The sequence below is a fragment of the Dactylosporangium sp. NBC_01737 genome (genome assembly GCF_035963215.1).
Taxonomy (GTDB): domain Bacteria; phylum Actinomycetota; class Actinomycetes; order Mycobacteriales; family Micromonosporaceae; genus Dactylosporangium.
Genome location: NZ_CP109153.1, coordinates 9,435,246 through 9,460,401 on the forward strand (window position 1 = coordinate 9,435,246; position 25,156 = coordinate 9,460,401).

21 protein-coding genes are annotated in these 25,156 nt (G+C 72.0%); 5 read left to right on the forward strand and 16 right to left on the reverse strand.

The window, feature by feature from the left end; all coding sequences use genetic code 11:
• Positions 1-9 precede the first annotated feature (9 nt).
• Genes OHA72_RS43120 through OHA72_RS43170 form a run of 11 tightly spaced genes read right to left on the reverse strand, consistent with a single transcriptional unit; the run spans position 10 to position 12,388 of the window.
• On the reverse strand, positions 10-516 hold the full coding sequence (locus OHA72_RS43120) for a flavin reductase family protein (RefSeq protein ID WP_327001876.1): 507 nt from the start codon (positions 514-516) through the stop codon (positions 10-12).
• On the reverse strand, positions 513-1,025 hold the full coding sequence (locus OHA72_RS43125; protein WP_327001877.1) for an NADPH-dependent FMN reductase: 513 nt from the start codon (positions 1,023-1,025) through the stop codon (positions 513-515). The genes OHA72_RS43120 and OHA72_RS43125 overlap by 4 nt, the downstream gene beginning before the upstream one ends.
• Positions 1,022-2,179 (reverse strand): LLM class flavin-dependent oxidoreductase, encoded by a 1,158-nt coding sequence (locus tag OHA72_RS43130; RefSeq protein ID WP_327001878.1) that lies wholly within the window; start codon positions 2,177-2,179, stop codon positions 1,022-1,024. Before OHA72_RS43130 ends, OHA72_RS43125 begins: the two co-directional genes overlap by 4 nt.
• Positions 2,179-3,372, reverse strand: coding sequence for an SfnB family sulfur acquisition oxidoreductase (locus OHA72_RS43135; RefSeq protein WP_327001879.1), 1,194 nt, complete (start codon positions 3,370-3,372; stop codon positions 2,179-2,181). Before OHA72_RS43135 ends, OHA72_RS43130 begins: the two co-directional genes overlap by 1 nt.
• Positions 3,369-4,535 (reverse strand): acyl-CoA dehydrogenase family protein, encoded by a 1,167-nt coding sequence (locus tag OHA72_RS43140; protein WP_327001880.1) that lies wholly within the window; start codon positions 4,533-4,535, stop codon positions 3,369-3,371. The genes OHA72_RS43135 and OHA72_RS43140 overlap by 4 nt, the downstream gene beginning before the upstream one ends.
• On the reverse strand, positions 4,532-6,211 hold the full coding sequence (locus tag OHA72_RS43145) for a dipeptide ABC transporter ATP-binding protein (RefSeq protein WP_327001881.1): 1,680 nt from the start codon (positions 6,209-6,211) through the stop codon (positions 4,532-4,534). Before OHA72_RS43145 ends, OHA72_RS43140 begins: the two co-directional genes overlap by 4 nt.
• The gene (locus tag OHA72_RS43150) at positions 6,208-7,050 is read right to left on the reverse strand and encodes an ABC transporter permease (protein WP_327001882.1); all 843 of its coding nucleotides are present in this window, start codon (positions 7,048-7,050) and stop codon (positions 6,208-6,210) included. Before OHA72_RS43150 ends, OHA72_RS43145 begins: the two co-directional genes overlap by 4 nt.
• On the reverse strand, positions 7,047-7,988 hold the full coding sequence (locus OHA72_RS43155) for an ABC transporter permease (RefSeq protein WP_327001883.1): 942 nt from the start codon (positions 7,986-7,988) through the stop codon (positions 7,047-7,049). The genes OHA72_RS43150 and OHA72_RS43155 overlap by 4 nt, the downstream gene beginning before the upstream one ends.
• A 7-nt stretch (positions 7,989-7,995) precedes the next feature.
• Complete coding sequence (locus OHA72_RS43160) at positions 7,996-9,630, reverse strand: ABC transporter substrate-binding protein (RefSeq protein ID WP_327001884.1); 1,635 nt, start codon at positions 9,628-9,630, stop codon at positions 7,996-7,998.
• Positions 9,627-11,048: an NtaA/DmoA family FMN-dependent monooxygenase gene (locus OHA72_RS43165; RefSeq protein ID WP_327001885.1), complete on the reverse strand. Its 1,422-nt coding sequence runs from the start codon at positions 11,046-11,048 to the stop codon at positions 9,627-9,629. Before OHA72_RS43165 ends, OHA72_RS43160 begins: the two co-directional genes overlap by 4 nt.
• Positions 11,045-12,388: an LLM class flavin-dependent oxidoreductase gene (locus tag OHA72_RS43170; RefSeq protein WP_327011773.1), complete on the reverse strand. Its 1,344-nt coding sequence runs from the start codon at positions 12,386-12,388 to the stop codon at positions 11,045-11,047. The genes OHA72_RS43165 and OHA72_RS43170 overlap by 4 nt, the downstream gene beginning before the upstream one ends.
• Before the next feature lie 323 nt (positions 12,389-12,711).
• Between OHA72_RS43170 and OHA72_RS43175 the strand changes: the two genes are divergently transcribed.
• The 3 genes from OHA72_RS43175 to OHA72_RS43185 all read left to right on the forward strand — a co-directional run bounded on the left by OHA72_RS43175 (position 12,712) and on the right by OHA72_RS43185 (position 18,194).
• Positions 12,712-13,629 carry a LysR family transcriptional regulator gene (locus tag OHA72_RS43175; protein WP_327001886.1) on the forward strand — a complete coding sequence of 306 codons (918 nt, stop codon included), beginning with the start codon at positions 12,712-12,714 and terminating at the stop codon, positions 13,627-13,629.
• Between the two features lie 46 nt (positions 13,630-13,675).
• Positions 13,676-14,515: a pentapeptide repeat-containing protein gene (locus OHA72_RS43180; RefSeq protein ID WP_327001887.1), complete on the forward strand. Its 840-nt coding sequence runs from the start codon at positions 13,676-13,678 to the stop codon at positions 14,513-14,515.
• 307 nt (positions 14,516-14,822) lie between these two features.
• A complete protein-coding gene (locus tag OHA72_RS43185) occupies positions 14,823-18,194 on the forward strand; it encodes an SIS domain-containing protein (RefSeq protein WP_327001888.1) in 3,372 nt (1,123 codons plus the stop codon).
• Positions 18,195-18,261: 67 nt separating this feature from the next.
• Here OHA72_RS43185 and OHA72_RS43190 read toward each other — a convergent pair whose 3' ends face one another.
• Positions 18,262-19,533 (reverse strand): M48 family metallopeptidase, encoded by a 1,272-nt coding sequence (locus OHA72_RS43190; RefSeq protein ID WP_327001889.1) that lies wholly within the window; start codon positions 19,531-19,533, stop codon positions 18,262-18,264.
• A 296-nt stretch (positions 19,534-19,829) separates the two neighbouring features.
• On the opposite strand from OHA72_RS43190, the gene OHA72_RS43195 reads away from it, so the two are divergent.
• On the forward strand, positions 19,830-20,333 hold the full coding sequence (locus OHA72_RS43195) for an OsmC family protein (RefSeq protein WP_327001890.1): 504 nt from the start codon (positions 19,830-19,832) through the stop codon (positions 20,331-20,333).
• Between the two features lie 24 nt (positions 20,334-20,357).
• Positions 20,358-21,161, forward strand: a complete 804-nt coding sequence (locus tag OHA72_RS43200) for a class I SAM-dependent methyltransferase (RefSeq protein WP_327001891.1) — start codon at positions 20,358-20,360, stop codon at positions 21,159-21,161.
• A 590-nt stretch (positions 21,162-21,751) separates the two neighbouring features.
• On the opposite strand, the gene OHA72_RS43205 is transcribed toward OHA72_RS43200, so the two are convergent.
• The 4 genes from OHA72_RS43205 to OHA72_RS43220 are packed head-to-tail and all read right to left on the reverse strand — an operon-like array spanning position 21,752 to position 25,119.
• The gene (locus OHA72_RS43205; RefSeq protein WP_327001892.1) at positions 21,752-22,582 is read right to left on the reverse strand and encodes a metal ABC transporter permease; all 831 of its coding nucleotides are present in this window, start codon (positions 22,580-22,582) and stop codon (positions 21,752-21,754) included.
• Positions 22,572-23,429 (reverse strand): metal ABC transporter permease, encoded by an 858-nt coding sequence (locus OHA72_RS43210; RefSeq protein WP_327001893.1) that lies wholly within the window; start codon positions 23,427-23,429, stop codon positions 22,572-22,574. The genes OHA72_RS43205 and OHA72_RS43210 overlap by 11 nt, the downstream gene beginning before the upstream one ends.
• A 9-nt stretch (positions 23,430-23,438) precedes the next feature.
• The gene (locus OHA72_RS43215) at positions 23,439-24,194 is read right to left on the reverse strand and encodes a metal ABC transporter ATP-binding protein (protein WP_327001894.1); all 756 of its coding nucleotides are present in this window, start codon (positions 24,192-24,194) and stop codon (positions 23,439-23,441) included.
• Positions 24,187-25,119, reverse strand: a complete 933-nt coding sequence (locus OHA72_RS43220; RefSeq protein WP_327001895.1) for a metal ABC transporter substrate-binding protein — start codon at positions 25,117-25,119, stop codon at positions 24,187-24,189. The genes OHA72_RS43215 and OHA72_RS43220 overlap by 8 nt, the downstream gene beginning before the upstream one ends.
• Between the last annotated feature and the right edge of the window lie 37 nt (positions 25,120-25,156).

Genomic DNA, 25,156 nt, shown 5'->3' on the forward strand with positions numbered 1-25,156 from the left:
GATGAGGTCTCAGGCGGTGTGCAGCTTGCTGAAGCGGCTGCGGTGGAAGACCAGGGGTGACGGGTCGGGCAGCCGGGACCGGCCGGCGGCGCTGAGGCGCAGCAGCACGATGGTGTGGTCGCCGGCGGGGACCTCGTTGTAGATGGTGGTGTCGAAGTGGGCGAGCCCGTCGTCGAGGGTGACCGCCCCTTCGGCCGTCACGATGAGCGGCAGCCCCTCGAACCGCCGCTCCACGGCACCCGCGAGCTGGCGGGCCACGGTGGAATGGTGGTCGGCCAGGATCGTGACGCCCAGGTGCGGCGCGCGGCGCAGGTCCGGCCACGTCTTGGAGGTGTTGGCGATGCAGAACGACACCAGTGGCGGGTCGAGGCTCACCGACGTGAACGAGCTCGCCGCGAGGCCGACCGGCACGCCGTCGACGAGCGCGGCGACCGCCACCACTCCGCTGGGGTAGATCCCGAACACCTCGCGCAGGCGGTCCGGGTCGAGGTCCTGGTTGGTCCGCAAGGTGCTCACGCACGCCCCCCGCGGGTCTCCAGGAAGGTCGCGACGATCGGCCGGGTGGCCGCCAGCCAGTCTGCGTACGCGGCGGGGTCGTCGTGTTGCTTGTCGATGATGAACAGGCCGCGGCCGGGGACGGTCGCGCCGATCTCGGTGAGCACCGGCCGCAGGGTCAGTTCGGCCGCGAGGGCGTGCTGCGGGCCGGCGCCGAGCAGCAGCGGCACCGCCAGGCCGCGCAGCCCGGTCCCGCCCGCGAACCGGTCCAGGAACAGCTTCAGCAGGCCGGTGTAGGTGCCCTTGTAGGTGGGGCTGGCGACCACGACGAGGTCGGCCGCGCCGACCGAGGCGACCAGCGAGGCGATCGACGGGTCGGCCCAGTCGAGGATCGCCGCGCCGAGCGTGGCGAGGTCGACGGTCAGGGTGGGTTCGACCCCGGTCAGCGACCGCGCGACGTAGGTGGCGGCGGCGAGGGTACGGCTGGCCGGCCTGGGGTTGCCGACCACAACGGCTACCTGGATGCTCATGAGGTCCTCCTAGGGGTCGCGCCGAACGGTACTGACGGCACCGGCCGGCGGCCGGGTGCCGGATGATGCCAGCGGCCCCGAGCGGTCAGCTCCGGCAGGACGCCCTCGCCGAACCGGTACGCCTCCTCCAGATGGGGGTAGCCGGACAGGACGAACTCGGTGATGCCGGCCTCCGCGTACTGCTCGATGAGGTCGGCGACCTGCTGGTGGCTGCCGACGAGGGCGGTGCCGGCGCCGCCGCGGACCAGCCCGACCCCGGCCCACAGGTTGGGGTGGATCTCCAGGCCGTCCTTGGTACCGCCGTTGAGCGCGAGCATGCGTTTCTGCCCCTCCGACTCGCTGCGGCGAAGGCCGTCCTGGACCTTGCGGATCTGCTCCTCGGAGATGCCGGCGAGCAGCCGGTCCGCCTCCGCCCAGGCCTCCTCCGCGGTGTCCCGGGCGATGGTGTGCACCCGCAGCCCGAACGCGAGCGAGCGGCCATGGCCGGAGGCGAGGGCACGGACCCGGCGGACCTTCTCCGCGACGGCGGCCGGCGGCTCGCCCCAGGTGAGGTACACGTCGACGTGCCGGGCCGCGACGTCCAGCGCCGCCGGTGACGAGCCGCCGAAGTACACCAGCGGCAGCGGGTCGGGGATCTGGGCCAGGACCGCGTCGGACAGCTGGAAGTGCGCGCCCTCGAACGTGACGGGCTTGCCGGACCACAGGTCCCGGACGATCGACAGGAACTCCCCGCACCGCTCGTAGCGGGCGTCCTTGTCCAGGAAGTCGCCGTACATGCGCTGCTCGTGGCTCTCCCCGCCGGTGACGACGTTGAGCAGCAGCCGGCCGCCGGAGAGGTTCTGGAAGGTGCCGGCCATCTGCGCGGCGAGGAACGGTGCGGTGAGGCCGGGGCGGAAGGCCACGAGGAACTTGAGCCGTTCGGAGACCGACGCCACCATGGCGGTGGTGATCCAGGCGTCCTCGCACCACGCGCCGGTGGGGGTGAGCGCGGCCTCGAAGCCGAGCTGCTCGGCGGAGCGGGCGATCTGGCCGAGGTAGGCGACGGAGGCGGGGCGCCCGGCGGCGCCGGCGGGGGTGCCGTGACCGCCGCCGACGACCTGCCGGCCGTCGCCGCCGTTGGTGGGCAGGAACCAGTGGAACTTGAGATCTGTCATCACGCCTGTCCGTGGTTCGGGGGTGGGATAGCGTCGACGGCCCAGCGACCGAGGTGCTGGACCTTCCATGCTGCCGGGTCGTGCAGGGTGTGGGTGCGGGCGTTGCGCCAGTGCCGGTCCAGGCCCAGCCCGGCGGCGGCGGAGCGGGTGCCGGCGACCTCGAACAGGCGGCTGCCGGCCTCCAGCGCGGCGCGGGCGGTGGCGGCCCTGGCCGCGGCGACGGCGAGGGACGCGGCCGTCGCCGTGGTGGCGGTCAGGTCGGCGTCGGCCCGGTCGACCGCCCGGGCGGCCTCCGCGAGGAGCGCCTCGCCGGCGCGGGTGGCGAGCTCGATCTCGCCGAACGCGTGCACCACGAGCGGGTCGTCGGCGGCGCGGTCCACCTGCGCGTCCGGGTGGGGGCGGCTGCGGTCCCGCACGAACCGGGCGGCGTCGGTGAGTGCTGCCCGGGCGATGCCCGCGTCGATCGCCGCGTGCAGCACCTGGGCGAAGGCGCCGTAGGTCTGCGGGCCGTCGAAGGTGGTGGCGTACGGGGTGATCAGCTCGTCGGGCACGTCGACGTCGTGCAGGACGACGGAGCCGCTGGCGGTGGTCCGCTGGCCGAGGCCGTCCCAGTCGTCGATGACTTCGACGCCGCCGGCGTGCCGGTCGACCCAGGCGACGTGCAGCGGGCCGTCCGGTCCCAGGTGGGCGAGGACCGGGATGCGGTGGGCGAGCAGCGCGCCGGTGGCGTAGAACTTGCGGCCGTTGAGCCGCCACCGTCCCGGACCGGCGGCGGTCAGGGTGGTCCTGATGTCGCGGACGTGTTTCGTGCCGGCCTCGGACTGGGCGTTGCCGAAGCGGCGGCCGGCGAGCACCTCGGCGAACAGCCGCCGCTGCTGGGCGTCGGTGCCCTGCAGGCGCAGCTGGTTGACGTAGGCGAAGTGGCTGTGCGGGATCTGGCCGATGTTCGGGTCGCCGGTGGACAGCAGCCGGATCACCTCGGTCACGGCCTCGACGGGCAACCCGGCGCCGCCGTGCCGGGCGGGGACGGTGACGGCCAGGAGCCCGGACGCGCTGAGCTCGTCGAGTTCGGCGAGCGGCAGGGTGCGCCGCGCGTCACGATCGGCGGCGCCGGCGGCGAAGCGGGCGGCGAACCGCGCGGCGAGCGCGACCGCCTCGTCACGGCCGAGGACCGGGGCGAGCACCTGGGTCACGGGCCCTCCCCCACGCCCTCGCGCAGTGTCGCGTACGCCGAGCTGGGGCTGGTGCCGTGCAGGAGGTACTGGCCCACGATCCTGTCACGGTAGATCACCGGGTTGTGCGACGCGAGGGTACGGGCGTTGCGCCAGTGCCGGTCGAGCCGGAACCGCTCGGTGACGGCGGAGGACCCGCCGACGTCGAACAGTTCGGTGGTGAGGTCCAGCACGAGCCGGGCCACGACGCCCTGCGCGCCGAACACGACGATGTCGGCCCGGTCCAGCAGTTCCTGCCCGGCCGGGTGCGACCGGTGCACCTCCTCCAGGGCGGCCGCGGCGGCCGCCACCGCCGCGCCGGCGACGATCGACGCACCGCCGATGCGGCCGACGACCTGCTGCACCTGCGGGTCGGTGCCGGGCGACGGGTGCGCCGGGTTGTGCAGGTTGCGGGTGCGGCCGGCCACGTACGCGACGGTGTCGGCGACCGCGGCCCGCCCGATCCCGGCGAGGGTCGCGAGGTGTACCAGCTGGAACACGGCGGCGAGCGAGGAGGCGGCGGCGAGGTCGACCACCTCCACGTCCTCCGCGGCGACGGCGACGTCCTCGAAGAGGGTGGTACCGCTGCCGGTGAGCCGCTGGCCGAAGCCGTCCCAGTCGTCGATGCGGGTCACGCCCGGCGCCGAGGCGGGGACCAGCACGTTCGCGGTCCCGCCGGTGTCGAGGGAGGCCGTGGTCTGGATCCAGTCGGCGAAGAGGCTCCCGGTGGAGTAGAACTTGCGGCCGTTGAGCCGGTTGCCGGGCGTGAGCGTGGTCTCCGGCGCGAACCAGGACGTGCTCGCGCGTTCGCTCTGCGCGTTGCCGACGATGACGCCCGCGGCGATGCGGCGCAGCCACCGCTCCCGGACCTCGCCGTCGGCGTGGGTCAGGCGGCTCTCGACGAAGCCGATGTGCCCGCGCAGCAGCTGGGGCAGGTTCGAGTCGGCCCGCCCCAGCTCGATGAGCAGCTCGGTGAACTCGGGGATCGTCGCGCCGAGCCCGCCGTACTCGCGTGGCACGCGCAGCTTGGTGAAGCCCGCCTCCCGCAGCCACTCGACCTCGTCGACGGGGAGCCGCCGGTCCGCCTCGCGTTCCACGGCGCCCTCGGCGATGCGGGCGAAGACCGGGCCGAACACGTCGTTCATGCCGCCCCCAGCCGTGGCACTGCGGTGAGCAGCTGCTGGGTGTACGGGTGCCGGGGCCGTTCGAAGACCTCGGTGGCGGTGCCGTGCTCGACGACCCGGCCGTCCTTCATGACCAGAATCCGGTCGCTCACGTGGTGGATCACCCCGAGGTCGTGGGAGATGAACAGGTAGCTGACGCCCAGGTCGTCCTGCAGGTCGGTGAGCAGGTCGAGGACCTGGGCCTGGATCGACACGTCCAGGGCGGAGACCGGTTCGTCGCAGACGATGACGGACGGTTCCGGGGCGAGGGCCCGGGCGATGGCGACCCGCTGCCGCTGCCCGCCGGACAGCCGCAGCGGCGAGGCGGTGAGGTGGGATTCGGTGAGGCCGACCTGCTCCAGCAGCCGCACGGCGCGTTCCCGGCCCTCCGCCCTGGAGCTGGGCGGCCGGACGCCGGTCGTGAGCGCGTCGGTGAGGATCCGCCCGACGGACCAGCGCGGGTCGAAGGAGCTCAGCGGGTCCTGGTAGACGACGCCGACCTGTTTGCGCAGCGGCCGGCGCCGGTCGGTGCTCAGCGCCGACCACGGCTCGCCGCGCAGCAGCACCTCCCCCGCGGTCGCCTCCAGGATGGCCAGGGCGATGCGGGCGGTGGTGGTCTTGCCGGAGCCGGACTCCCCGACGATGCCGAGGGTCTCGCCGCCGAACAGTTCGAAGGAGACGTCGTCGACGACGGTGCGGTCGACCTTGTCGGGGCCGCGGAACACCTTGGTGAGGTGGCGCGCCTCGAGCACCGGCCGCCCCCGGTCCACCGGGCGCCGGGCGCGCCGGCCCGACGTGGACGCCGCGCTGACGCTGAGCCGGCTGCCGCGGGTGTGCTCCGACGGGATCGCCGCGAGGAGCATCCGGGTGTACTCGTGCCGCGGGTCGTGCAGCACCTGCGCGGCGGGGCCGTGCTCGACGATGAGGCCGTCGCGCATGACGGCGACCTCGTCGGCGAGCCGGGCCACCACGGACAGGTCGTGGCTGATCAGGATGATCGACGTGCCCCGCTCCTTCGACGCGGCGAGCAGGTCGAGCACCTGGGCCTGCACGGTGACGTCGAGCGCGGTGGTCGGCTCGTCGGCGATGAGCAGCGGCGGGTCCAGGGCGATCGCGGAGGCGATCAGGGCGCGCTGGCGCAGGCCGCCGGACAGCTCGTACGGCCGCTGCCGGGCTCGGACCTCGGGTTCGGGCACGCCGACGGAGGCGAGCAGCTCGACCGCCTTCGTGGCCCGCTCGGCGCGGTTGCCCCACCGGTGCAGCCGCAGCGGCTCGGCCACCTCGTCGCCGACCCGGCGCAGCTGGTCGAGGGAGACCAGGGCGTCCTGCAGGACGAAGCCGATCTGCCGCCCGCGCAGGCCGCGCCAGGCCCGTTCGGTGGTGTGCAGCAGGTCGGCGCCGGCCAGGTCGATCCGGTCCGCGGTGACGCGGGCGCCGGGCCCGGTCAGCCCGACGAGGGTGCGGGCGGTGACGCTCTTGCCGGACCCGGACTCACCGACGATGGCGAGGCACTGCCCGGGCCGGGCGGTGAACGAGATGCCGGCGACGACCTCGGCGGCGCCGAAGGACACCCGCAGGTTCTCCACCCGCAGCAGGTCCGTCGCGGTCTCCAGCGCCCGGTCGGCGCGGCCGACCGGTCGATCGTCCACAGTGGTCATCGGGCGGCTCCTCCGAGTCGGTGCTGCAGCGTTCGGCCCAGTGAGGTCACCGAGATCGCGACCAGGACGATGACGACGCCGGGCAGGATCTCCAGCCACCAGGAGGTGGTGATGTGCAGGCGGCCGGCGTCGAGCAGGGCGCCCCATTCGGAGCTGGGCGGGGCCACGCCGAGGCCGAGGAACGACAGCGCCGATGCCCACACGATCGACTGGCCGACGCCGAGGGTCGCGACCGCGACGAGCGGCCGCATGGCGTTCGGGAACAGGTGCCGGCGGATGACCGTGAACCGCCGGTGGCCCAGTGCGGCGGCCGCCTCGATGAACCCGGCCTGCCGCACCGCGAGGACCTGGCCGCGGATCATCCGGGCGTACCCGGGCGCCGACCCGATGCCGACGGCGACGATCGACGTCGCCAGGGACGGGCCGCGCACGGCGATGACCAGCAGGGCCAGCAGCAGCGCCGGGAATGCGAACGCGACCTCGAGGACCCGGGTGATGGCGGCGTCGACGACACCGCCGGCAAGGGCCGCGGTGAACCCGAGCCCGATCGCGATCACGAACGCCAGGGCGGTCGCGCCGAGGCCGATGCCGAGGGACTCCCGGGCGCCGTGCACGACGCGGGTGAACAGGTCCCGGCCGGCGTCGTCGGTACCGAACGGATGCGCCCATGACGGCGACTCCAGCGTGGACCTCAGGTCGATCGCGGTGGGGCTGTGGCCGGTGAGCAGGCCCGGGGCGAGCGCGGCGGTCACCACGAACGCGACGACCAGCAGCGACAGCACTGTGCCGGTGGACGGCAGCCTCGTCGTGCGCGACCGCGCGGGTGTCAGTGTGCTCATGCCGCACGCAGCCGCGGGTCGACGATCGCGTAGGCCAGGTCGACCAGCAGGTTCGCCACCACGTAGATGGCGGCGACCAGCAGCACGATCCCGGACACGGTCGGCAGGTCGCGGGTGTTGACCGCGGTGACGAGCACCTGGCCGATCCCGGGCCGGCCGAAGATGTTCTCCGCGATGACGGCGCCGGAGACCAGCGCGCCGAGCGCCCACCCCGACAGGGTGATGGCCGGGAGGATGGCGTGGCGCAGCACGTGCCGCACCCGTACCCCCAGATCCGACATGCCTCGGGTGCGGGCGGTGGTCACGAACGGCTGCTGCAGGACCTGCTCGAACTCGTCGCGGGTCACCTGCCCGAGGAACCCCGCGAGCGGGATCGCCAGGGTCAGCACCGGCAGGACCGTGCCCAGGGCGGTGGTGCCCCCGATGATCGGGAACACCCGCAGCTGCACCGCGAAGACCACCAGCAGCACGACCCCGACCCAGTAGTGCGGCAGGCTGGCCGTCAGCGACTCCCAGGTGGTGCCGAGGCTGGTGAGGAACCTGCCGCGCTTGACCGTCAGCAGCGTGATGCCGAGCGCCAGGGCCCACGCGACGAGCAGTGCCGCGCCGGTCAGGGTCAGGCTCGGCAGCAGCTGCCCGCCGATGATCTCGGTCACCGGCCGTTTCTGCGTGTACGAGGTGCCAAGGTCACCGTGGAAGAGCCCGGCGACGTAGTCCAGGTACTGCACGACGACGGGGTCGTCGAAGCCGAACCGTTCGTTGAGCGGCGCGAGCTCCTCCGCCGACCACTTCTTGTCCTGCCCGGTCTGCAGGTTCATGAGGGTGTTGGCCCGGTCACCGGGCACGGCGAGCTGGGCGAAGAAGGTGACGGACGCGGCGGCCACGATCACGACCACCGACGTCACCGCCTTCACCGCGACGCCTCGCAGCGTTCTCATCGTCGCCTCATCCCGTGAAGTACGCGTCGGAGAAGACCGGCTCGCCCTGGCTCTTCTCGAGCCACACGTTCTTGAGGTTCTGGGCGACGGCATACGTGGAGTTCTGCGTGTACAGGCCGATGCCGGCCGCGTCGTCCTGGATGATCTGCTGCGCCTGGCCGTAGAGGTCGTTCGCCTTGGCCGGGTCGGCCTCGGAGTTGGCCTGCTGGATCACCGTGGACAGCGTCTCGTTGTTGTAGAAGGACCGGTTGCTGCCGTTGGGCTTGTCAGCGGTGGAGGGGCGCCACACGATCCACAGGATCGAGGGGGCCGGGCTGGTCCAGTAGGACGGGGTCGCGTCGAACGTGCTCGGGTCGGAGTACTTGCCGCCCCACAGCTCGGCCTGGGTCGCCGGGATCAGCTTGACGTCGAAGCCGATCTGCTTCCACTGCTCCTGCAGCACCTGCAGGACGGTCGCGCCCTCCTGGGTGAAGATGAACCCGGAGCCGTAGACGAGCTTGATGGTGAGCGGCTGGCCGTCCTTGGTGCGGACTTTGTCGCCGTTGCGTTGCGTCCACCCGGCCTCGTCGAGCAGTTGGTTGGCCTTGGCCGGGTCGTAGGCGTACGCCTTGGCGGCCTCGGCGTTGTAGCCCGGGGTGGCCTGGCTGACCGCGGGGTTGCCCTCGTAGGGGATCACGCCGTGGAACCCGGCCTCGACGGCGGCCTTGCGGTCGGCGCCGTAGGCGAACGCCTTGCGCACGGCCGCGTCGGTGAACGGGCCGGTCTTGGTGTTGATGTAGAACGAGACCGGCTTGCCGGGCGTGATGTAGCGGATCGTCTGGTAGCGCGACGTCGCGTCCTTCCAGTTGACCGTCGGTACCTCGTAGACGACGTGGGACTCGCCGGTGCTCAGCGACGCGTACCGGGACACCCCGTCGGCGACGAACTTCCAGCGGACCTCGTCGACGATCGCGGGACCCTCGTGCTTCGCGGTCGCCGGCCAGGACGTGTAGCCGGGGTTCTTGGCGAGAACCACCTCCTCGCCGTGCTTCCACTCCTTGACGGTGAAGCCGCCGGAGCCGATCGGCTTCTCGCAGTTCTCCTTCTCCGTGCGGGCCTTGAACGCCGTCGGCGACTGGATGCCGAAGTAGCCCTGGGTGATGAGCGTCAGGAACGGCGGGAACGGCTTGTTCAGCTCGATCTCGACGGTGCTCGCGTCGACGGCCTTGGCGGCCTTGTAGTACGGGTCGATGGAGACCTTCGCGGTGCTGTTGCCGCCCTTGTTCTCCCACAGGTCGAAGTTCCAGGCGATCGCCTCGGCGTCCACGGCCGTGCCGTCGGTGAACTTCACGCCGTCCTTGAGGGTGAAGGTGTACTTCGTGCCGTCCGGCGACACCGCCCACTTCGTGGCCAGCCACGGCTTGACGGTGCCGTCCTCGGCGAGGGTGACGAGGCCGTCGAGGACCTGCCGGGAGATGTACGCCTGCTGGATCCAGCCGCCGAAGATGCACGGCGGCTCCTGGACGTGGCCGTAGACGATGGTGCCGCCGGTCTTCGGGGTCCCGCCGCCGGCCGCGGGTTCGCTGCCGCAGGCGCTCAGTGCCCCGGTCGCGAGGACGGCGACGGCGAGGGCGGCCGTTTTGGCGCGGCTGGGTCTGATCATCGGTCTACTTCCTTCAGATGGGTGTGGTCCGGGTCGGTGATGCCGCTCACCGGGAGATGGGCGCCGCCGCGGTACCTGGTGCCGTAGTGCCGGTCGGGCAGCCGGTCGCCGTCGCCGAAGATGCGGTCGCGGAGGGTTTCGCGGTCGTCGTAGTCGCGGCGCAGGCGGCCGCGGTCGCGCAGGACGGGCACCACGAGCTCGATGAAGTCGCGGGCGGTGTCGTGGGAGTGGTACTGCAGCAGGTTGATGCCGTCGATGCCGACCTCGTCGAGCCAGCGTTCGATCTCGTCGGCGACCTGCTCGGGGTCGCCGACCGCGAGCAGCGGCTGGCGGCCCAGGTCGCCGAAGCCCTCCAGGACCTCGCCGACGGTCTGCTCCGGGTCGATGACCCGGAACCGGCCGGCGCGGCCGTCCTTGTCGCCGTCGCCGATCGCGTCCTTCACCTTCGTCTCCGGCGGCCATGCCGTCGGGTCCCAGGGCAGGCCCGCGTGGGCGAGGTAGCCGTCGGCGCTGGCGAGCTCCTGGTAGCGGGCGAACTTCTCCTTCGCCTCGGCCTCGGTGGGTGCCACGACGACCCCGGCGATGGTGATGAACCGCACGTCGTCGGCGCGCCGGCCGGCGGCGACGGCCGCCTCGCGGATGCCCGCGATCGTCTTGCGCAGCGCCTCCGTGGTCGGGCCGCCGGTGAAGACGACCTCGGCGTGCTTGCCGGCGAACCTCGTGCCGGCCGCGCTGGCGGTCGCCGTGAACAGCACCGGGGTCCGCTGCCGGCTCGGTGACGGCAGGTGCGGCCCCTCGACCTTGAAGTACTCGCCGTCGTGGTGGATCGGGCGGATCTTCGCCGGGTCGGCGAAGACGTTGCCGTCGCGGTCGGCGACGATCGCGTCGTCGTCCCACGAGCCTTCCCACAGCTTGTAGAGCACGTCGAGGTACTCGTCGGCCCGCTCGAACCGGTTGTCGTGCTCGACCTCACCGTCGTGGCCGAAGTTGCGGGCCGCGTTGGGCAGGTATGAGGTGACGATGTTCCAGCCGACCCGCCCCTTGGTGAGGTGGTCCAGGGTGCTGAGCCGGCGGGCCCAGGCGAAGGGCGGCTCGTAGGTGGTGGAGAACGTGATGCCGAAGCCGAGGTGCTTCGTCACCGCCGCCATGGCCGGCACCACCGAGGCCGGGTCGTTGTTGGGGATCTGCAGGCCCTGCCGGATGGCGGTGGCCGCGGAGCCGCGGAACGTGTCGTAGGTGCCGACGACGTCGGCGAGGAAGACCGCGTCGAAGCCGCCCTCCTCCAGCAGCTGCGCCAGCCCGGTCCAGTACTCGATGTCGTTGAACCGCTCACGGTTGTTGTCCGGCAGCCGCCACAGCCCGTGGGTGATGTGGCTGACGCAGTTCATCTCGAAGAGGTTGAGGATGAGGCGCTTCATGCCGGGACACCCGCCTTCCGGAACGCCCCGCGGTACCCGGCGGCCGGGTGGGTGCCGGGGAGACGGTCGCCCCGGCCGAACAGCTTCTGGCGCAGCGTCCCCTCGGCGTACTCGCGCTGGGCCAGGCCCCGCTCGCGCAGCACGGGGATGACGTGGTCGACGAACTCCTCGTAACTGCCGGGGATCTCGGCGTTGACCACGTTGATCCCGTCGACCCCGGCGGCCCGCCAACGTTCGAGTTGGTCGGCGATCTGCTCGGGGGTGCCGGTGACCCGGCCGTTGTGGGAGGTGTAGTGGGCCACGTCGCGCAGCGTCGGCTCGCGGTCGGTCACCAGGTCGTTGATCCAGCCGAGGATCGACTGGACGCCTTCGGTCTGCAGCTGCCCGACGGGCCGGTCGAGATCCTCGTGGCCGAAGTCGATGCCGATGGCGCCGGACATGTGCGACAGCTGCGCGTCGTAGTCGATCCACTGGTCGAGCTCGTCACTGCGGCGCTTCGCCTCCTCCTCGGTGGAGCCGACGACGAAGTGCAGGCCCTGGAAGAACTTCAGGTCGTGCGGCGAGCGCCCGTGCTGGACGGCACGGGCCCGGATGTCGGCGGTGTCGCGGGCCGCCGCGTCGACGGTCGGCGCCACGATGAAGACGGCCTCGGCGTTCTTCGCCGCGAAGGTGCGGCCGGCCTCGGACGCGCCGGCCTGGAACAGCAGCGGCGTGCGCTGCGGCGACGGGCTGACCAGGTGGGGTCCTTCGACCTGGTACCGGGGGCCCTCATGGTTGATGCGGTGGATCTTGTCGTAGTCGGCGTGGACGCCGGTGTCGCGGTCCTGCAGCAGCGCGTCGTCGTCCCACGAGCCCTCCCACAGCTTGTAGGCGACGTCGACGTACTCGTCGGCCCAGGCGTAGCGCTCGTCGTGCTTCGTGAGCCCTTCCAGGCCGAAGTTGCGGGAGGCGTTGGGCAGGTAGTTCGTGACGATGTTCCACGCGACCCGGCCCTTGCTGGCGTGATCGAGGGTAGAGATGCGCCGGGCAAAGTTGAACGGGTGCTCCTGCAGGATCGACGCGGTGAACGCGATGCCCAGGTGCTCGGTGGCGTAGGCGATCGCGCTGGCGAGGACCGACGGGTCGTTGCTGGGCACCTGCAGCCCCGCCTCGACGTACTTGCGCTCGTCGCCGCGGTACGGCGCGTACAGCCCGACGACGTCGGCGAAGAAGATCGCGTCGAACGTGCCCAGTTCGAGGGTCTTCGCGAGGTCGACCCACAGGTCGAGGCTGTTGAAATCGGCCTGGCGCGCGCCGGGACGGCGCCAGGTGCCCTGAATGATGTGGCCGGTGGTGTTCATCACGAAGGCAGCGAAATGGAGGGGTCGTTCGGGCATGCGTCTACTCCAGTGCAGCGTTTTGAGGTCCTGGCGCTCAGACGTGTGGACGCGGCATGGCAGCCGGCGTCAGGTCACCGGCACAGACAGCTGATGGGCCGCAGGGGTCCACCGCGAGCCGCTTCGCTCATCCGGGGCACCTCCCTGCGCGTCGTGCCAAGACCCGCGGCGGGCCTTGGCTATCTTGGTAAATACTATAGGCTTAGTAGGGTATCGAAGCGCAATACCCCGCATGGAAGGCGTTGTCGATCCCCCGGACGCCGTCCCCGATCACCCCGGAGTGCGCCATGCGTATCGAGCAGCTCAGCTACCTGGCCGCCGTGACCCGGCACGGCTCGCTGCGCCGGGCCAGCGAACAGCTGCACGTGTCCCAGCCGGCGCTGAGCGAGGCGATCCGCAAGCTCGAGCAGGAGCTCGGCGTGACGCTGCTGGACCGGCACCGCTCCGGCGCCCGGATCAGCCCCGCCGGGCAGGAGCTGCTCCAACCCATCGTCGACGTCCTCGAGTCGGTCGACCGGCTCAAGGCCGCCGCCGGCCACCAGGCCACCACCCGGCGGCTGCTGCGCATCGGCACCGTCAACGCCGGCACCGCCTCGCTGGTCCTGCCCGCCGTGCGGGCCTTCCAGACGGCGAACTGCGCCACGGTGGTCGAGGTCCGCAACCTCCAGCAGGACGAGATCCACGTCTGCCTCGCCGAGGGCACCCTCGACCTCGGCCTGGTCAACCTCCTCGACGGCGACGACGTGCCGCCCGACCTGGAGGCGACCCCGCTGCTGGTCGGCCGCCCCGCCGCCGTCCTGCCCGCCGGCCACCCGCTCACCGCCGGCGCGTCGGTCTCCGTCGACGAGCTGCGCGCCGAGCGCTTCGTCGCGATGCGCTCCGGCTACCTCATGCACCGCTTCGCGCACCGCCTCTTCGGCGCCGACCTGCCCACCCGGTGGCACTCCACCGACGGCGCCGAGATGGGCAAGATGATGGTCGCCGAGGGCATCGGACTCACGGTGCTGCCCGACTACAGCGTCCTCGGCGACCCCCTGGAACGCGCCGGCCTGATCGTGACCCGCCCCCTGCTGGGCGACACCACCGTCATCACCATGGCGGCGCTGCACCGCCGGCAGACCCGTCTCCCGCCCGCCATCGTCGAGGTCCTCGGCCACCTGCGCGAGCGCGCCCGCCACGCCCTGCCCGACCGTGCCGCGGCCTGACCTGCGCGGGTAGCCCGCGATGGACGGCAGACCGGACACTGTGGTCATGAGCCGACTTCGTCGCCGCCGCGGGCCGGGTCTGTGGCCGTTCTGGGCCGCACTCGCCTCCGTCATCGCGATCGGTGTGGCCGTCGCCGCGACCGCCGGCCTGCTGCTGTGGATCGGGCTCGGCCGCCCGTCCATGGCGGGCCACGCGCCGCTGACCGCCGCCGAACTGCTCGATCTGACCCGCATCGCGCTGGTCGTCACCGGCGGGATCGGCGGGGTGGTCGCCCTGGTCGTCGCGTACCGCCGCCAACGGCTGCACGAGCAGGCCGAGGTCCGCGAGAGCGGGAGGCTGTTCAACGAACGGTTCGTCGCCGCCAGCGCGCAACTGGGCCATGACGCGGCGGCGGTGCGCCTGGCCGGCGCCTACGCGATGGCCGGCCTCGCCGACGAGTGGCCCGACCAGCTCCACGCGTGTGTCGACGTGCTCTGCGCCTACCTGCGCCTGCCCTACGCGCCGGACCGGGACGCCGACGGGTGGAGAACCGGCGAACGCGAGGTCCGCCTGTCGATCATCAGGATCATCGGCGACCACCTTCGCCCCTCGGCCCGCACGAACTGGCGGGACCACAACTTCGACTTCACCGGCGCGGTCTTCGACGGCGGCGACCTCGACGAGGCGATCTTCACCGGTCGCAGGGTCAGTTTCCAGGCCGCGCGATTCATCGGCGGAGTCCTGCACCTCGAACGCGCGCGGTTCCTGGCCACGGTCAGCTTCGCCGACGCGCAGTTCGGCGGCGGCACCGTCGACCTGCGAGGCGCCGAATTCGCGATGCCTCCGGTCTTCAGCCACCCCGCGGACCAGCCACCTCCCGGCCTGCTCCTCGCCGGGCAGCCCTGAGGCCGGTCGGCCCGGCACCGCCGAGCATTCGGTCACCGTGCGCCAATCGGCCCGCTACGCTCGGCATTGAGCCGGGCGTCCGGCGATCACCGCACGATCAGATCGCGCATCTGACATGCGCAATTCTGCCATGGCGCTGAGCTGCTGATATCCTGCCGCGATGATCATCTGAGCGTCCCGGCGGCGATGTTGCGCGCACCACGGATGGGCGATCGCTGCTAGCGTCGTGGTGCCTTGCGACAGCGCCAAGGCGCACCGGGCAGGTGGTAGCGAAGGGGTTTACGAGGTGTGTGGGATCGTCGCCGCAGTGCCGGACTACAGCGTCCAACTCGAGGAGGTCACCGCCGAGCAGCTGCTGGAGAGCCTGCCTGAGCCTCCTGCCGCGGACCCCGCCGGCGCCGCCGGGCACGCGGGCCTGGCCGGCCTGCTGGACGTGCTGGTCAAGGACCTCACCAGCGCCGTGGCGCTGCACACCGAGCCGACCGGTTGCTACCGGCTGACGGTCGACGCCGGGCTGCGCACGCGGGTGCAGGCCCGGGTCGACGCGCACACCGCCTGGCTCGACGCGCTCGACCGTGGCCTCGACGACGGCGGGCACGTCCTGGACCCCGAGCAGCTGGAGTCGGTCCAGCGCCTCGCCGGGCAGGCCCGGGACCTGCTGTGGACCATCGCCAACGACCGCGTCCAGGTCGCCGAGCGGGTCAGCCGGCTCGCCCGGGGCGAGCTCGCCAACGTCAACGTGGGCCGCGCCTGCCTCGCCATCGACGCGACCCTCGAAGCGGTCGACCGCCTCGAGGTCCGCGGGCGCGACTCCGCCGGGCTGCAGGTCTGGGTGACGCTCGACGAAGCCGACCGGGCCGCGGCCGCGGGTCTGCACTCCGGGCGCACCGACCCCAGCTACGGCCACACCGCGGTCACGCTGCTGGCCACGGGCCTGACGCTGGTCTACAAGCGGGCATCCATCATCGGGCGGCTCGGCGACAACGTCGCGTTCCTGCGCGCCGCGATCGAGGCCGACGACTACCTGCACGCGGTGCTCGCCATGCCCAGCGCGCGCGTGACCGTGCTCGCGCACACCCGGTGGGCGAGCGTCGGGCGCATCAGCGAGGCCAACGCGCACCCGGTCGACAGCACCACCCGCGCGGCCGGCGGCAGCGGCTACGCGACCGCCGTGCTCAACGGCGACATCGACAACCACCTCGACCTGCGCGAGACCCTGGACCTGCCGGTCGACGAGGCCGGCATCACCACCGACGCCAAGGTCATCCCGGTCATGCTGCGCCGCGAGCTGGACGCCGGGGCCGACCCTGTGCGCGCGTTCGCCGCCTCGATCCGCCGGTTCCACGGCTCGTTCGCCATCGCCGCGCAGAGCGACGCCGACCCGGACCGGCTGCTGCTCGGGGTGCGGGGCAGCGGTCAGGGGCTCTACGTCGGTTTCGCGCCGGCCTGCTTCCTCATCGCCAGCGAGGTGTACGGGCTGGTCGGCTGGACCGATCGCTACCTGCGCCTGGACGGCGCGGTCGTCGACGGCGACGGCGAGCACGGCACGGTCGTGGCTCTCAGCCGCACCGGCGCGGGCACCCTGGCGGCCGTGGAGCGGTACACGGTGCTCGGCCGCCCGGTGCCGGTCACCGAGGAACACGTGAAGACCGCCGAGATCACCACGCGTGACGTCGCCCGCGGGTCGTTCGAGCACTACCTCGTCAAGGAGATCACCGAGGCGCCGTCGTCGTTCCGCCGCAGCCTCCGCGGCCGGATCGTGGCCAGTGGCGAGCACCTGACCACGGTGCTCGGCGAGGCGTCGCTGCCACGCAAGCTGCGGGACCGGTTCGCGGCGGGCGAGATCACCGAGCTGCTCTTCATCGGCCAGGGCACCGCCGCGGTCGCGTGCCGCGGCATCGCCAACGTCGTCCGGCCGCTGCTGCAGCCGGCGATCGCGGTCGAGGCGATGCCCGCGACCGAGCTCTCGGCGTGGGGGCTGCGGGCCGACATGTCCTCGGTGTGCATCGTGGCGGTCAGCCAGTCCGGCTCCACCACCGACACCAACCGCGCCGTCGACATGGTCCGTGCGCGGGGCGCGGCGGTGCTGGGCATCGTCAACCGACGCGACAGCGATCTGGCGCACAAGAGCGACGGTGTGCTGTACACCTCCGACGGCCGCGACGTGGAGATGGCGGTCGCCTCCACGAAGGCGTTCTACTCGCAGGTCGCCACCGGCTCGGTCCTGGGCCTGCACCTGGCCCGGGTGTGCGACCGGCTCGCCGTCGAGCTGGAGGACACGCTGCTGCACGCGCTGCTGGAGCTGCCCAACCAGCTCGCCGAGCTGCGCGCCCAGGAGCCGGTCATCGCGAAGATCAGCGAGGTCGCGCTGCGCTACCCGCACTGGGCGGTCGTCGGGTCGGGACCCAACCGGGTCGCCGCCGAGGAGGCCCGGATCAAGCTGTCCGAGCTGTGCTACAAGACCATCTCCACCGACGCGGTGGAGGACAAGAAGCACGTCGACCTGTCCGCCGAGGCGTTCATCCTCATCTGCGCGGCCGGGACGCCGCCGGGCCAGGTCCGCGACCTGGCCAAGGAGGTCGACATCTTCGCCGCGCACCGCAACGCGCCGGTGATCATCGTCGACGAGGGCATGGACGTGCCGTGGGCCACCGAGTGGGTCGTGCGGGTCCCGGCCGCACACCCGGTGTTCGCGTGGATCCTCAGCACCGCGGCCGGCCACCTGTTCTCGTACCACACGGCGCGGGCGATCGACGCGAAGGCCGACCCGTTGCGCGGCGCGCTCGCGGCCCTGGAGCTGTCCGTCGACAGTGGACAGGTCGCGCTGCAGGACATCGAGCGGGCCACCACGGACCTGCACCCGTTCCTCGCCGACGCCGCCGAGGGCACCATGCGCGGGGTCCTGTCCAGCGACACCGCGCTGCGGCTGTCCGACGCGGCGCTGCTGCTGCGGCACGGCGGCGCCATGCTCACCGCGCCACGGGTCGGCGGCGACCCGATCGACTTCACCCGGGCCCGGATCACCGCGGCCGTCGACGAGCTGACCCGTTCGATCGACTCGGTCAAGCACCAGGCCAAGACCGTCACCGTCGGCACCTCCCGCGGCGACTCCGACCTGGTGGACAACCCGCTGACCCGGGCCATCGCCGGCGTCGGCGCCGACCCGTCGACGATGAGCTACTCGGTGCTGGTCGCGCTGCGGGCGTTCGCCCGGGTGGTCGACCACGTCGACGGCGCCACCCGCTACCAGCTCGGCTGGTCCCCGCAGCGCACCACGATCCGCGTCGTGCGCCGGTCCGGGGTGTCGGAGCACCTGCCCAGCCGGGCGGGCGACGGCGCGGAGCTGAGCGGCTCGAAGTGGCTGGCGGTGCAGTCGCGGATGGTGCGCCTGGTGCGCGGCGCCCGCGACGGCCGGCTCGTCCTGCTGGTCCCGGAGCTGACCGGCGCCCGGATCAACGCCCTGACGCTGCTGCACGTCGGGCTGCACGAGACGGCGGAGGCGGCGCACCTCGGCGAGCTCCTCGACGCCACCGGCACCCGCCTGGACGAGATCCAGGCCACGGTGACCGAGCTGGACAGCCGCTTCGACGTCGACGCTCTGGCCAAGCTGCCGGTGGAGACGGTCCTGCTCGCACCGGTCGACGAGGTCGCCCGCTCCCTCGCCGGTTCGGCGGCGTAACGCCCGCCGGATTCCCGCTGCACCGGGCCGCCGCGCCGATCGACGTCTTGTCGGCGCGGCGGCCCGTTCACGGTGAGGGCGGCTGGTCGGTCCACGCCGCCGAAGGCGGCTGGTCGGTCCACACGGGCGCGGCGGGCGGCTGCTCGGTCCACGCGGGCGCGGCGGGCGGCTGGTCGGTCGTCGCGGGCGCGGCGGGCGGTTGCTTGGTCCACGCGGGCGCGGCGGGCGGTTCAGGGGTCGTGGCGGCGCTCGGCTCGGGCTGCGGAGCGCCGGGGCCCGGCCCCAGGGCCGGCCGTGCGGCGGCACCCTGCTCCAGCTCGGGACGCCGATTGCCGGTGATCCGGCGGCGCACCGACGAGCCGACCCCCTTGACGTTGGACAGCAGCGGCTCCGCCTGTCCCTTGATCCGTTCCGTGTAGTGGCCCGCGGAGTCGCGCAGCTCCTGCGCCATCGACGTGGCCCCGTCGTGGCGGCGCCGCGGGAAGATCCCGGACAGCAGCACGGCATAGTCGCAGCCGCGCGCCCACCGGTTGAGCTCGCCCGCCCGCACGACCGTCATCGGGTGCGTCCGGTCGTGCGCCACCATGAACCTGGCGACGTGGTCGCGGACGTCGCTCAGCTGCCCGTACTCGTCGGCCTGCAGCAGGAACTCGTCGAGGTCCATCTCACCGGCGTATTTGCCGCCGGCCAGCTTCATCAGCGCGCGCAGGCAGGTCTCACGGTCCTGGGTGACGAGCAGCCCGGCACGGTCGCTGGACAGCTCGGCCTTGCGGGACCATTCCAGCAGCGCGGCCTGGATCGCGTGCACGCCGATCCCGCCGAGCGGCACCGACGTCGCCATGCTGCCGACGATGATCAGGTACCGGGCGATGGTCTCGTACAGGGCGTGCCCGCTCATCGCGTGCCCCAGCTCGTGGCCGATGACGAAGCGCAGCTCGTCGGGCTCCAGCAGGTCGATCAGCCCGGTCTCGAGCACGATGAACGGTTCGTTCATGCCGATCGTGGACGCGTTGACCAGCGGGCTCTGCTTGATGTACAGCTCCGGCACCCGCTCGAGGTCCAGCACGTCCGCGGCGTCGCGCAGCATGGCGTGGATCCGTGCGAACTGCCGTTCGCTGGTGCGCACCGCCGAGCCGAGCTGCTCCATCCGCAGCGCCCGCTCCGGCAGCATGCTCTGCAGCTTCTTGACGGCCGTGTCCAGGCCGGGCAGCTTGCGCATCGCGACGAGCGCGGTCCGGTCGGCCGGGTGCTCGTAGGCGCGTGACGAGATCCCGGGGAACCGGACACGTCCGGAGCAGGCAGCCGGAAGATCACGGAACGCCACCTGCTTGTCACCCATGGATCAGACCGTAGTGCCGGCGCACCGATCCGAGATCCGCCGAACGATCGATCGTTCCAGCCGAGCGGCGCGGCAGGTCCACCCCGCCGGAGGCACCTGGGCATCACCCGAACCCGGCGGCGGCGTGCTGGAGTGCGCCCGCCAGGGGGCAGTTCACGGCCTTCGGCAGCAGCGGCCCGCCGCGGCGATCGACACCGACGCCGCGCTCCCGGTGCACGTCTGACGCTCTGTCATCACGAAGAAGGGAACCACGATGACCACGACGCCGCCGCGTTCCAGTTTCACGCCCGCAACGAGTGGCCCAGCGTCACCCACAACCGCAGCACCGTCCACGACTACTTCGGCGTCGGCGAGAAGCGCACCTTCCAGTTCGACGCCAACAACCCGCCGTTTTCGTCGGCCGCGACAACGGCCCGACCCCCACGGAGTATCTCCTGCACGCGCTCGCGTCCTACCGCACCGCGGGGCTCGCGAACATCGCCGCGGCACGCGGCATCCGCCTCACCGAGGTCCGCTCCACCGTCACCGGCGACATCGACCTCAACGGCGTTCTCGGCCTGAACCCGGACGTCCGCAACGGCTTCCAGCACATCAGGGTCCACTTCGTGGTGGCATTGCAGGTGGTGCCGGCCTTGCCTGCGGCCGTCACCTGCTGGGACGGCGCGGTGGGCCGGACTCGTCGCCGCACCCGCCGGCTGCTGACATGGGCACGTTATTGCGAATTTCCAGTAACGATCGGCGGGCGGGCTAGCGGCTCCACCCTGCCGTGCCTGGCATCGAGAATTGGGTGCCTGTCGTAGGAGCTGCGCTCGTACTCTCTGTTGGTGAGCGACAGCAATGACTCCGTGAGGTTGCGAGAGACCTTCAACGAGGACACCGCACGCTATGACCGTGCCCGCCCTTGGTACCCGGTGCAGATGTTTGATGATCTCGCTGCGGCCGGGGTAGCGCCTGGGGCAAGGGTGCTGGAGATCGGCTGTGGCACCGGGCAGGCGACCGTGCCGCTGGCCGAGCGGGGCTGCCGCATCGTGGCTGTCGAGTTGGGCGCGGACATGACGGCTGTGGCTCGGCGAAATCTTGCCGCGTTCGACGCGGTGGAGGTCGTTACGGCGGCGTTCGAGGAGTGGCCCTTGCCCGGTGAACCGTTCGACGTGGTGTTCTCCGCTACCGCGTTTCACTGGATCGACCCCACGGTGCGGGTGTCGAAGTCTGCTGACGCTTTGCGTCTCGGTGGCCTGCTGGCCACCGTGGGAACCCACCACATCGCTGGCGGCACCTGGACCGAGGCATTCTTCGTTGAGATCCAGAAGTGCTACGAGCGCTTCGATCCGTCGACCCCACCGGGTCTGCGTCTTGAGACCGCTCGTGACATCGTCGAGGACGATCGGGAACTCACCTCGTCGGGGCGATTCGGGCCTGCGAAGTTCTACCGATACGAGTGGGAACTGCCGTACTCGACAGCTGACTACCTGGATCTGCTGTTGACCTACTCTGGACACCGTGCCTTGCCGGACGTGCAGCGGAACGCACTGCTGAACTCCATCGCGCGGCTGATCGACGCGGACTACGGGGGGCAAATTATCAAGCGCTGCCTGACGGAGCTGAGGATCGCCCAACGAGTCCGGTGAATCGCTTCGACCACTGGCGGTTGAACTCAGCACAGCGCTCGTGCCCCTGCCGGGGAACTGGTTGAAGGGCAACAATGGCGCCCCGATCCGCTGCTGGACCGTGGCGTTCGCCAGGCCCGCACCGCTGTCCAGATGCACCAGCACGGCGCCGCGCGGGTTGGGACGGCTGAGCATGTCACCGATCCAAGCCGCGACCAGGTCCACGCCCGCGATGAGCGGGTCGGTATCGGCGTCGACTAGGAAGCGCAGGTGATCGTCAACGGCGCGTCCGTACGCGACAACGGTGTTCGGTGCGCGGCCGATGTTGGCATAGAACTGCAGCCACCAGTGCGCGTGCTCATGCTCGTCCACCAGGGGAAACTTGCCCCACGGAATCTCGATCATGGTCGACAACGGTAGGCAGGCCAGATTCCAAATATGCCAGCACCAGCAGCAGGACCGGTGCGCGCCGGAGCAAACGTCGCAACCACTGGTCCAACGGCTTCATCGGTACCCGATCCGCAGCGTCGGTCTGAGCCGAGTCTGAGCGCATACCCTGGCACCAGGCATGGGTTCAACGGGCACTCGTGCACGCCGATCGACGTCGCCCGTTAGCGAAAGCCCGCGCGGCGGTGCCACCGGGTCAGGGCGCCGTGGCGGGGACTGAGCAGCATGGAGGCGGCGAAGATGCCGGCGGCGGTGAGACTGATCGCGCCGCCGGCCGCGACGTCCCAGGTGCGCGACACCAGCAGGCCGGCGACGGCGCTGGTGACCGCGACGGCGACGGCGAGCGCGGTCATGGTGGCGATCCGGTCGGTCCACAGCCGGGCCGCGCCGGCCGGGGCGACGACGAGGGCCAGGGTGAGGATGGTGCCGACGGCCGGGGCGGCGGTGGCGACGACCACCGAGATCAGCAGCAGGACGCCGAAGTCGATCGCCGCCGTGTGGTAGCCCGCGGCCCGGGCGCCGTCGCGGTCGAACGCCGTGAACGTCAGGGCCTTGTTGCCCGCGGCGAGCACGACGGCGGCGAGGGTGGCCACCGCGGCGGCGACGGCGAGGTCCTGGCGGGTGACGGTGAGGATCGAGCCGACGAGGTACGCGGTGAGGTCCTTCGTGAGCCCGTGCTGGGCGGACAGCAGCGCGACGCCGAGGGCGAACCCGCCGGCGAGCGCGACGGCGGTGGCGGTGCTGGGGTCGTGGCCGCGGCGGCGGGACAGCGCGACGACGGCGAGCGCGGCGAGCGTCCCGGCCGCGGCGCCGCCGAGGTAGAGGTTCGCGCCGACGACCGCGGCCACCACGACGCCGGGGAACGTGGCGTGGGTCATGGCCATGGTGAAGAACGCGAGGCGCCGCAGCACGACCTGGACGCCGAGCAGGCCGGTGGCGGTACCCACGAGAACGGCCTCGATGAGCGCACGGTTGAACGCCACGTCAAGCGACACCGTTCCTCCTTCCCAGCAGGCGGCGGGCCGGCAGCGCCAGCAGGTACAGCCCGACGAGGGTGAGCACGACCGTGGCGCCGCCGGCCAGGCGCAGCCCGTGGGTGACCGAGGCGCGGTAGCTGACGGCGAGACCGAGGTAGCCGGCGGCCGCGGCGGCGAGGATGCCGACGGTGCAGATGACGGCGAGGCGGTCCGAGACGAGCCGGCCCGTCGCCGCGGGCACGACCAGCAGCGCGATCACCAGGACCGTGCCGACGGACTGTGCGGCCGCGACGACGACGAGGGCGATGCTCAGGTTGAGGACCAGGTCCAGTGCCCAGATGCGGTACCCCATGGCGGCGGCGGTCTGCGGGTCGAACGCGCGCAGCCGCAGCTCCTTGGCCAGCAGCGCGAGCGCGGCGAGCACGAGCACCCCGACGGCCGCGGTCTGCGCCAGTTGCGCGGGCGTGACGGCGAGCAGCCGGCCGAACAGGAAGGCGGTGAGGTCCGACCGGTACGACGTGCGCCGGGACACCAGCACCACCCCGACGGCGAACATGGCGGCGAGCAGGACCGCCATGGCGGTGTCGTCGGTGACCCGCCGGGAGCGGGTGAGCAGGGTCAGCAGCGCCGCGGTCAGCACCGCCGCGACCAGCGCGCCCGGGAAGACGCCCCTGGCGCCGCCGGCGACGAACCCGATGACCACGCCGGGGAAGACGGTGTGGGTCATCGTGTCCGCGACGAACCCGAGCCGCCGGATCAGCACGAACGTGCTCACAGCACCGGCCAGGACCGCGAGGAGGAGCAGCTCGGCGAGCGCGCGGCCCATGAACGGCACGGTGAACGGGTCAACGAGAACGGCACGCACGACGGCTCCTCACGGGCGGGCGACCATGACCCGGTCGCCGCGCAGTTCGAGGGCCTGGCTGCCGTACGTTGCCCGCAGCAGCGCGGCCGTGAGCACCTCATCGACGGGGCCGAAGCCGTACATGTGCCGGTTGAGCAGGCAGGCGGTGTCGCACGCCAGGTGGGCGAGGGTGAGGTCGTGGGTGCTGATCAGCACGGCCGCGCCCTGCCGCTTGAGGGCGCCGATGGCCTCCAGCAGCGCGTCCTGGCTGACGACGTCGACACCGTTGAACGGCTCGTCCAGCAGGAGCAGCCGCGGCTGCTGGGCGATGGCGCGGGCGAGCAGCACCCGCTGCCGCTGCCCGCCGGACAGGGTGCCGAACCGGGCGCGGGCCCGGCCGGCGAGCCCGACCCGGTCGAGGGCGTCGGCGGCGATGCGCCGGTCGGTGCGGCCGGGGCGGCGCAGCCAGCCGGTCCTGCGGTAGCGGCCCATGAGCACGACCTGTGCCACGGAGATCGGGAACTGCGGGTCGAGGGTGTCGGCCTGCGGTACGTAGGCGACGTCGCGCCGGGCGTCGGCGGGTGCGCGGCCCAGCACCGTGATCGCGCCGGACACGACCGGCACCAGGCCGAGGGCGGCCTTGATCAGGGTGGACTTGCCGGCGCCGTTGGGGCCGATCAGCGCCACCGTCTCGCCCGCGAGGACATGCCCGTCGACGTCCTGCAGGACGGGTTCGCCGTCGTACGCGACGGCGGCGCGCTCGATGCGCAGCGCCACGTCAGCCACCGATTGCCTTCACGATCGTGTCGGTGTTGTGCTCCATCATCTTGAGGTAGGTGTCGCCGGCGGAGCCCTCCGGTCCGAGGGTGTCGCCGTACAGGGCGTCCTCGCCCGCGACGACCTTCACCCCGGCCTGCCGGGCGATCGCCTCGGCCGTCTTCGGCGGCAGGGAGCTCTCGGAGAACACGGCCTTGGCGCCGGTCTGCCTGATCTTCGCGACGATGTCGTCGATGTCCTTGGCGGACAGCTCGGCGGAGGTGTCGAAGCTGGGGATGATCGAGCCGACGAACTCCAGCTGGTACCGGTCGATGTAGTAGCCGAACGCGTCGTGGTTGGTGACCAGCTTGCGGTCGCTAGCGGGCAGCTTGGCGATCTTCGCGGCGATGTTGGCGTCGAGCGCGTCGAGCTTCGCGCTGTAGCCGGCGAGGTGCTCGGCGAACGCGGCGGCGTCCGCCGTCGCCGCGGCCGCGAACGCCTTCTCGATGTTCTGCGCCATGAGCTTCGCGTTGCGCGGGTCGTGCCAGATGTGCGGGTCGCCGGTCTTCTCCTCGTCGCCCTCGCCCTGGCGGATCTTCACCCCGGTGCTCGCGTCGACGAGCGTGCCCTTGAACCCGGCGGATCCGACGGTCGCGTCCAGCCATCCCTCCACGCCGACGCCGCTCTTGACGAGCACCGTGGCGGCGCCGATCGCGGTCAGGTCGGCCGGGGTCGGCTCGTAGTCGTGCGGGTCGATGTTGGGCTTGAGGATCTGGGTGACGGCGACCCGGTCGCCGCCGATGATGCGGGCGAAGTCGGCGACCTGGGTCGTGGTCGCCACCACGGCGAGCTTGGTGCCGGCGGCCGGTTGGGCGGTGCTCGCCTCGCCGCACGCGGCGAGCCCGCCGGTCAGACTCAGCAGGACGGCGGCGACTGCGAGCGATCGCAGCTTCATGTCGGTGCTCCTCGTCTTCGTTCGGAGCCCAGACTGT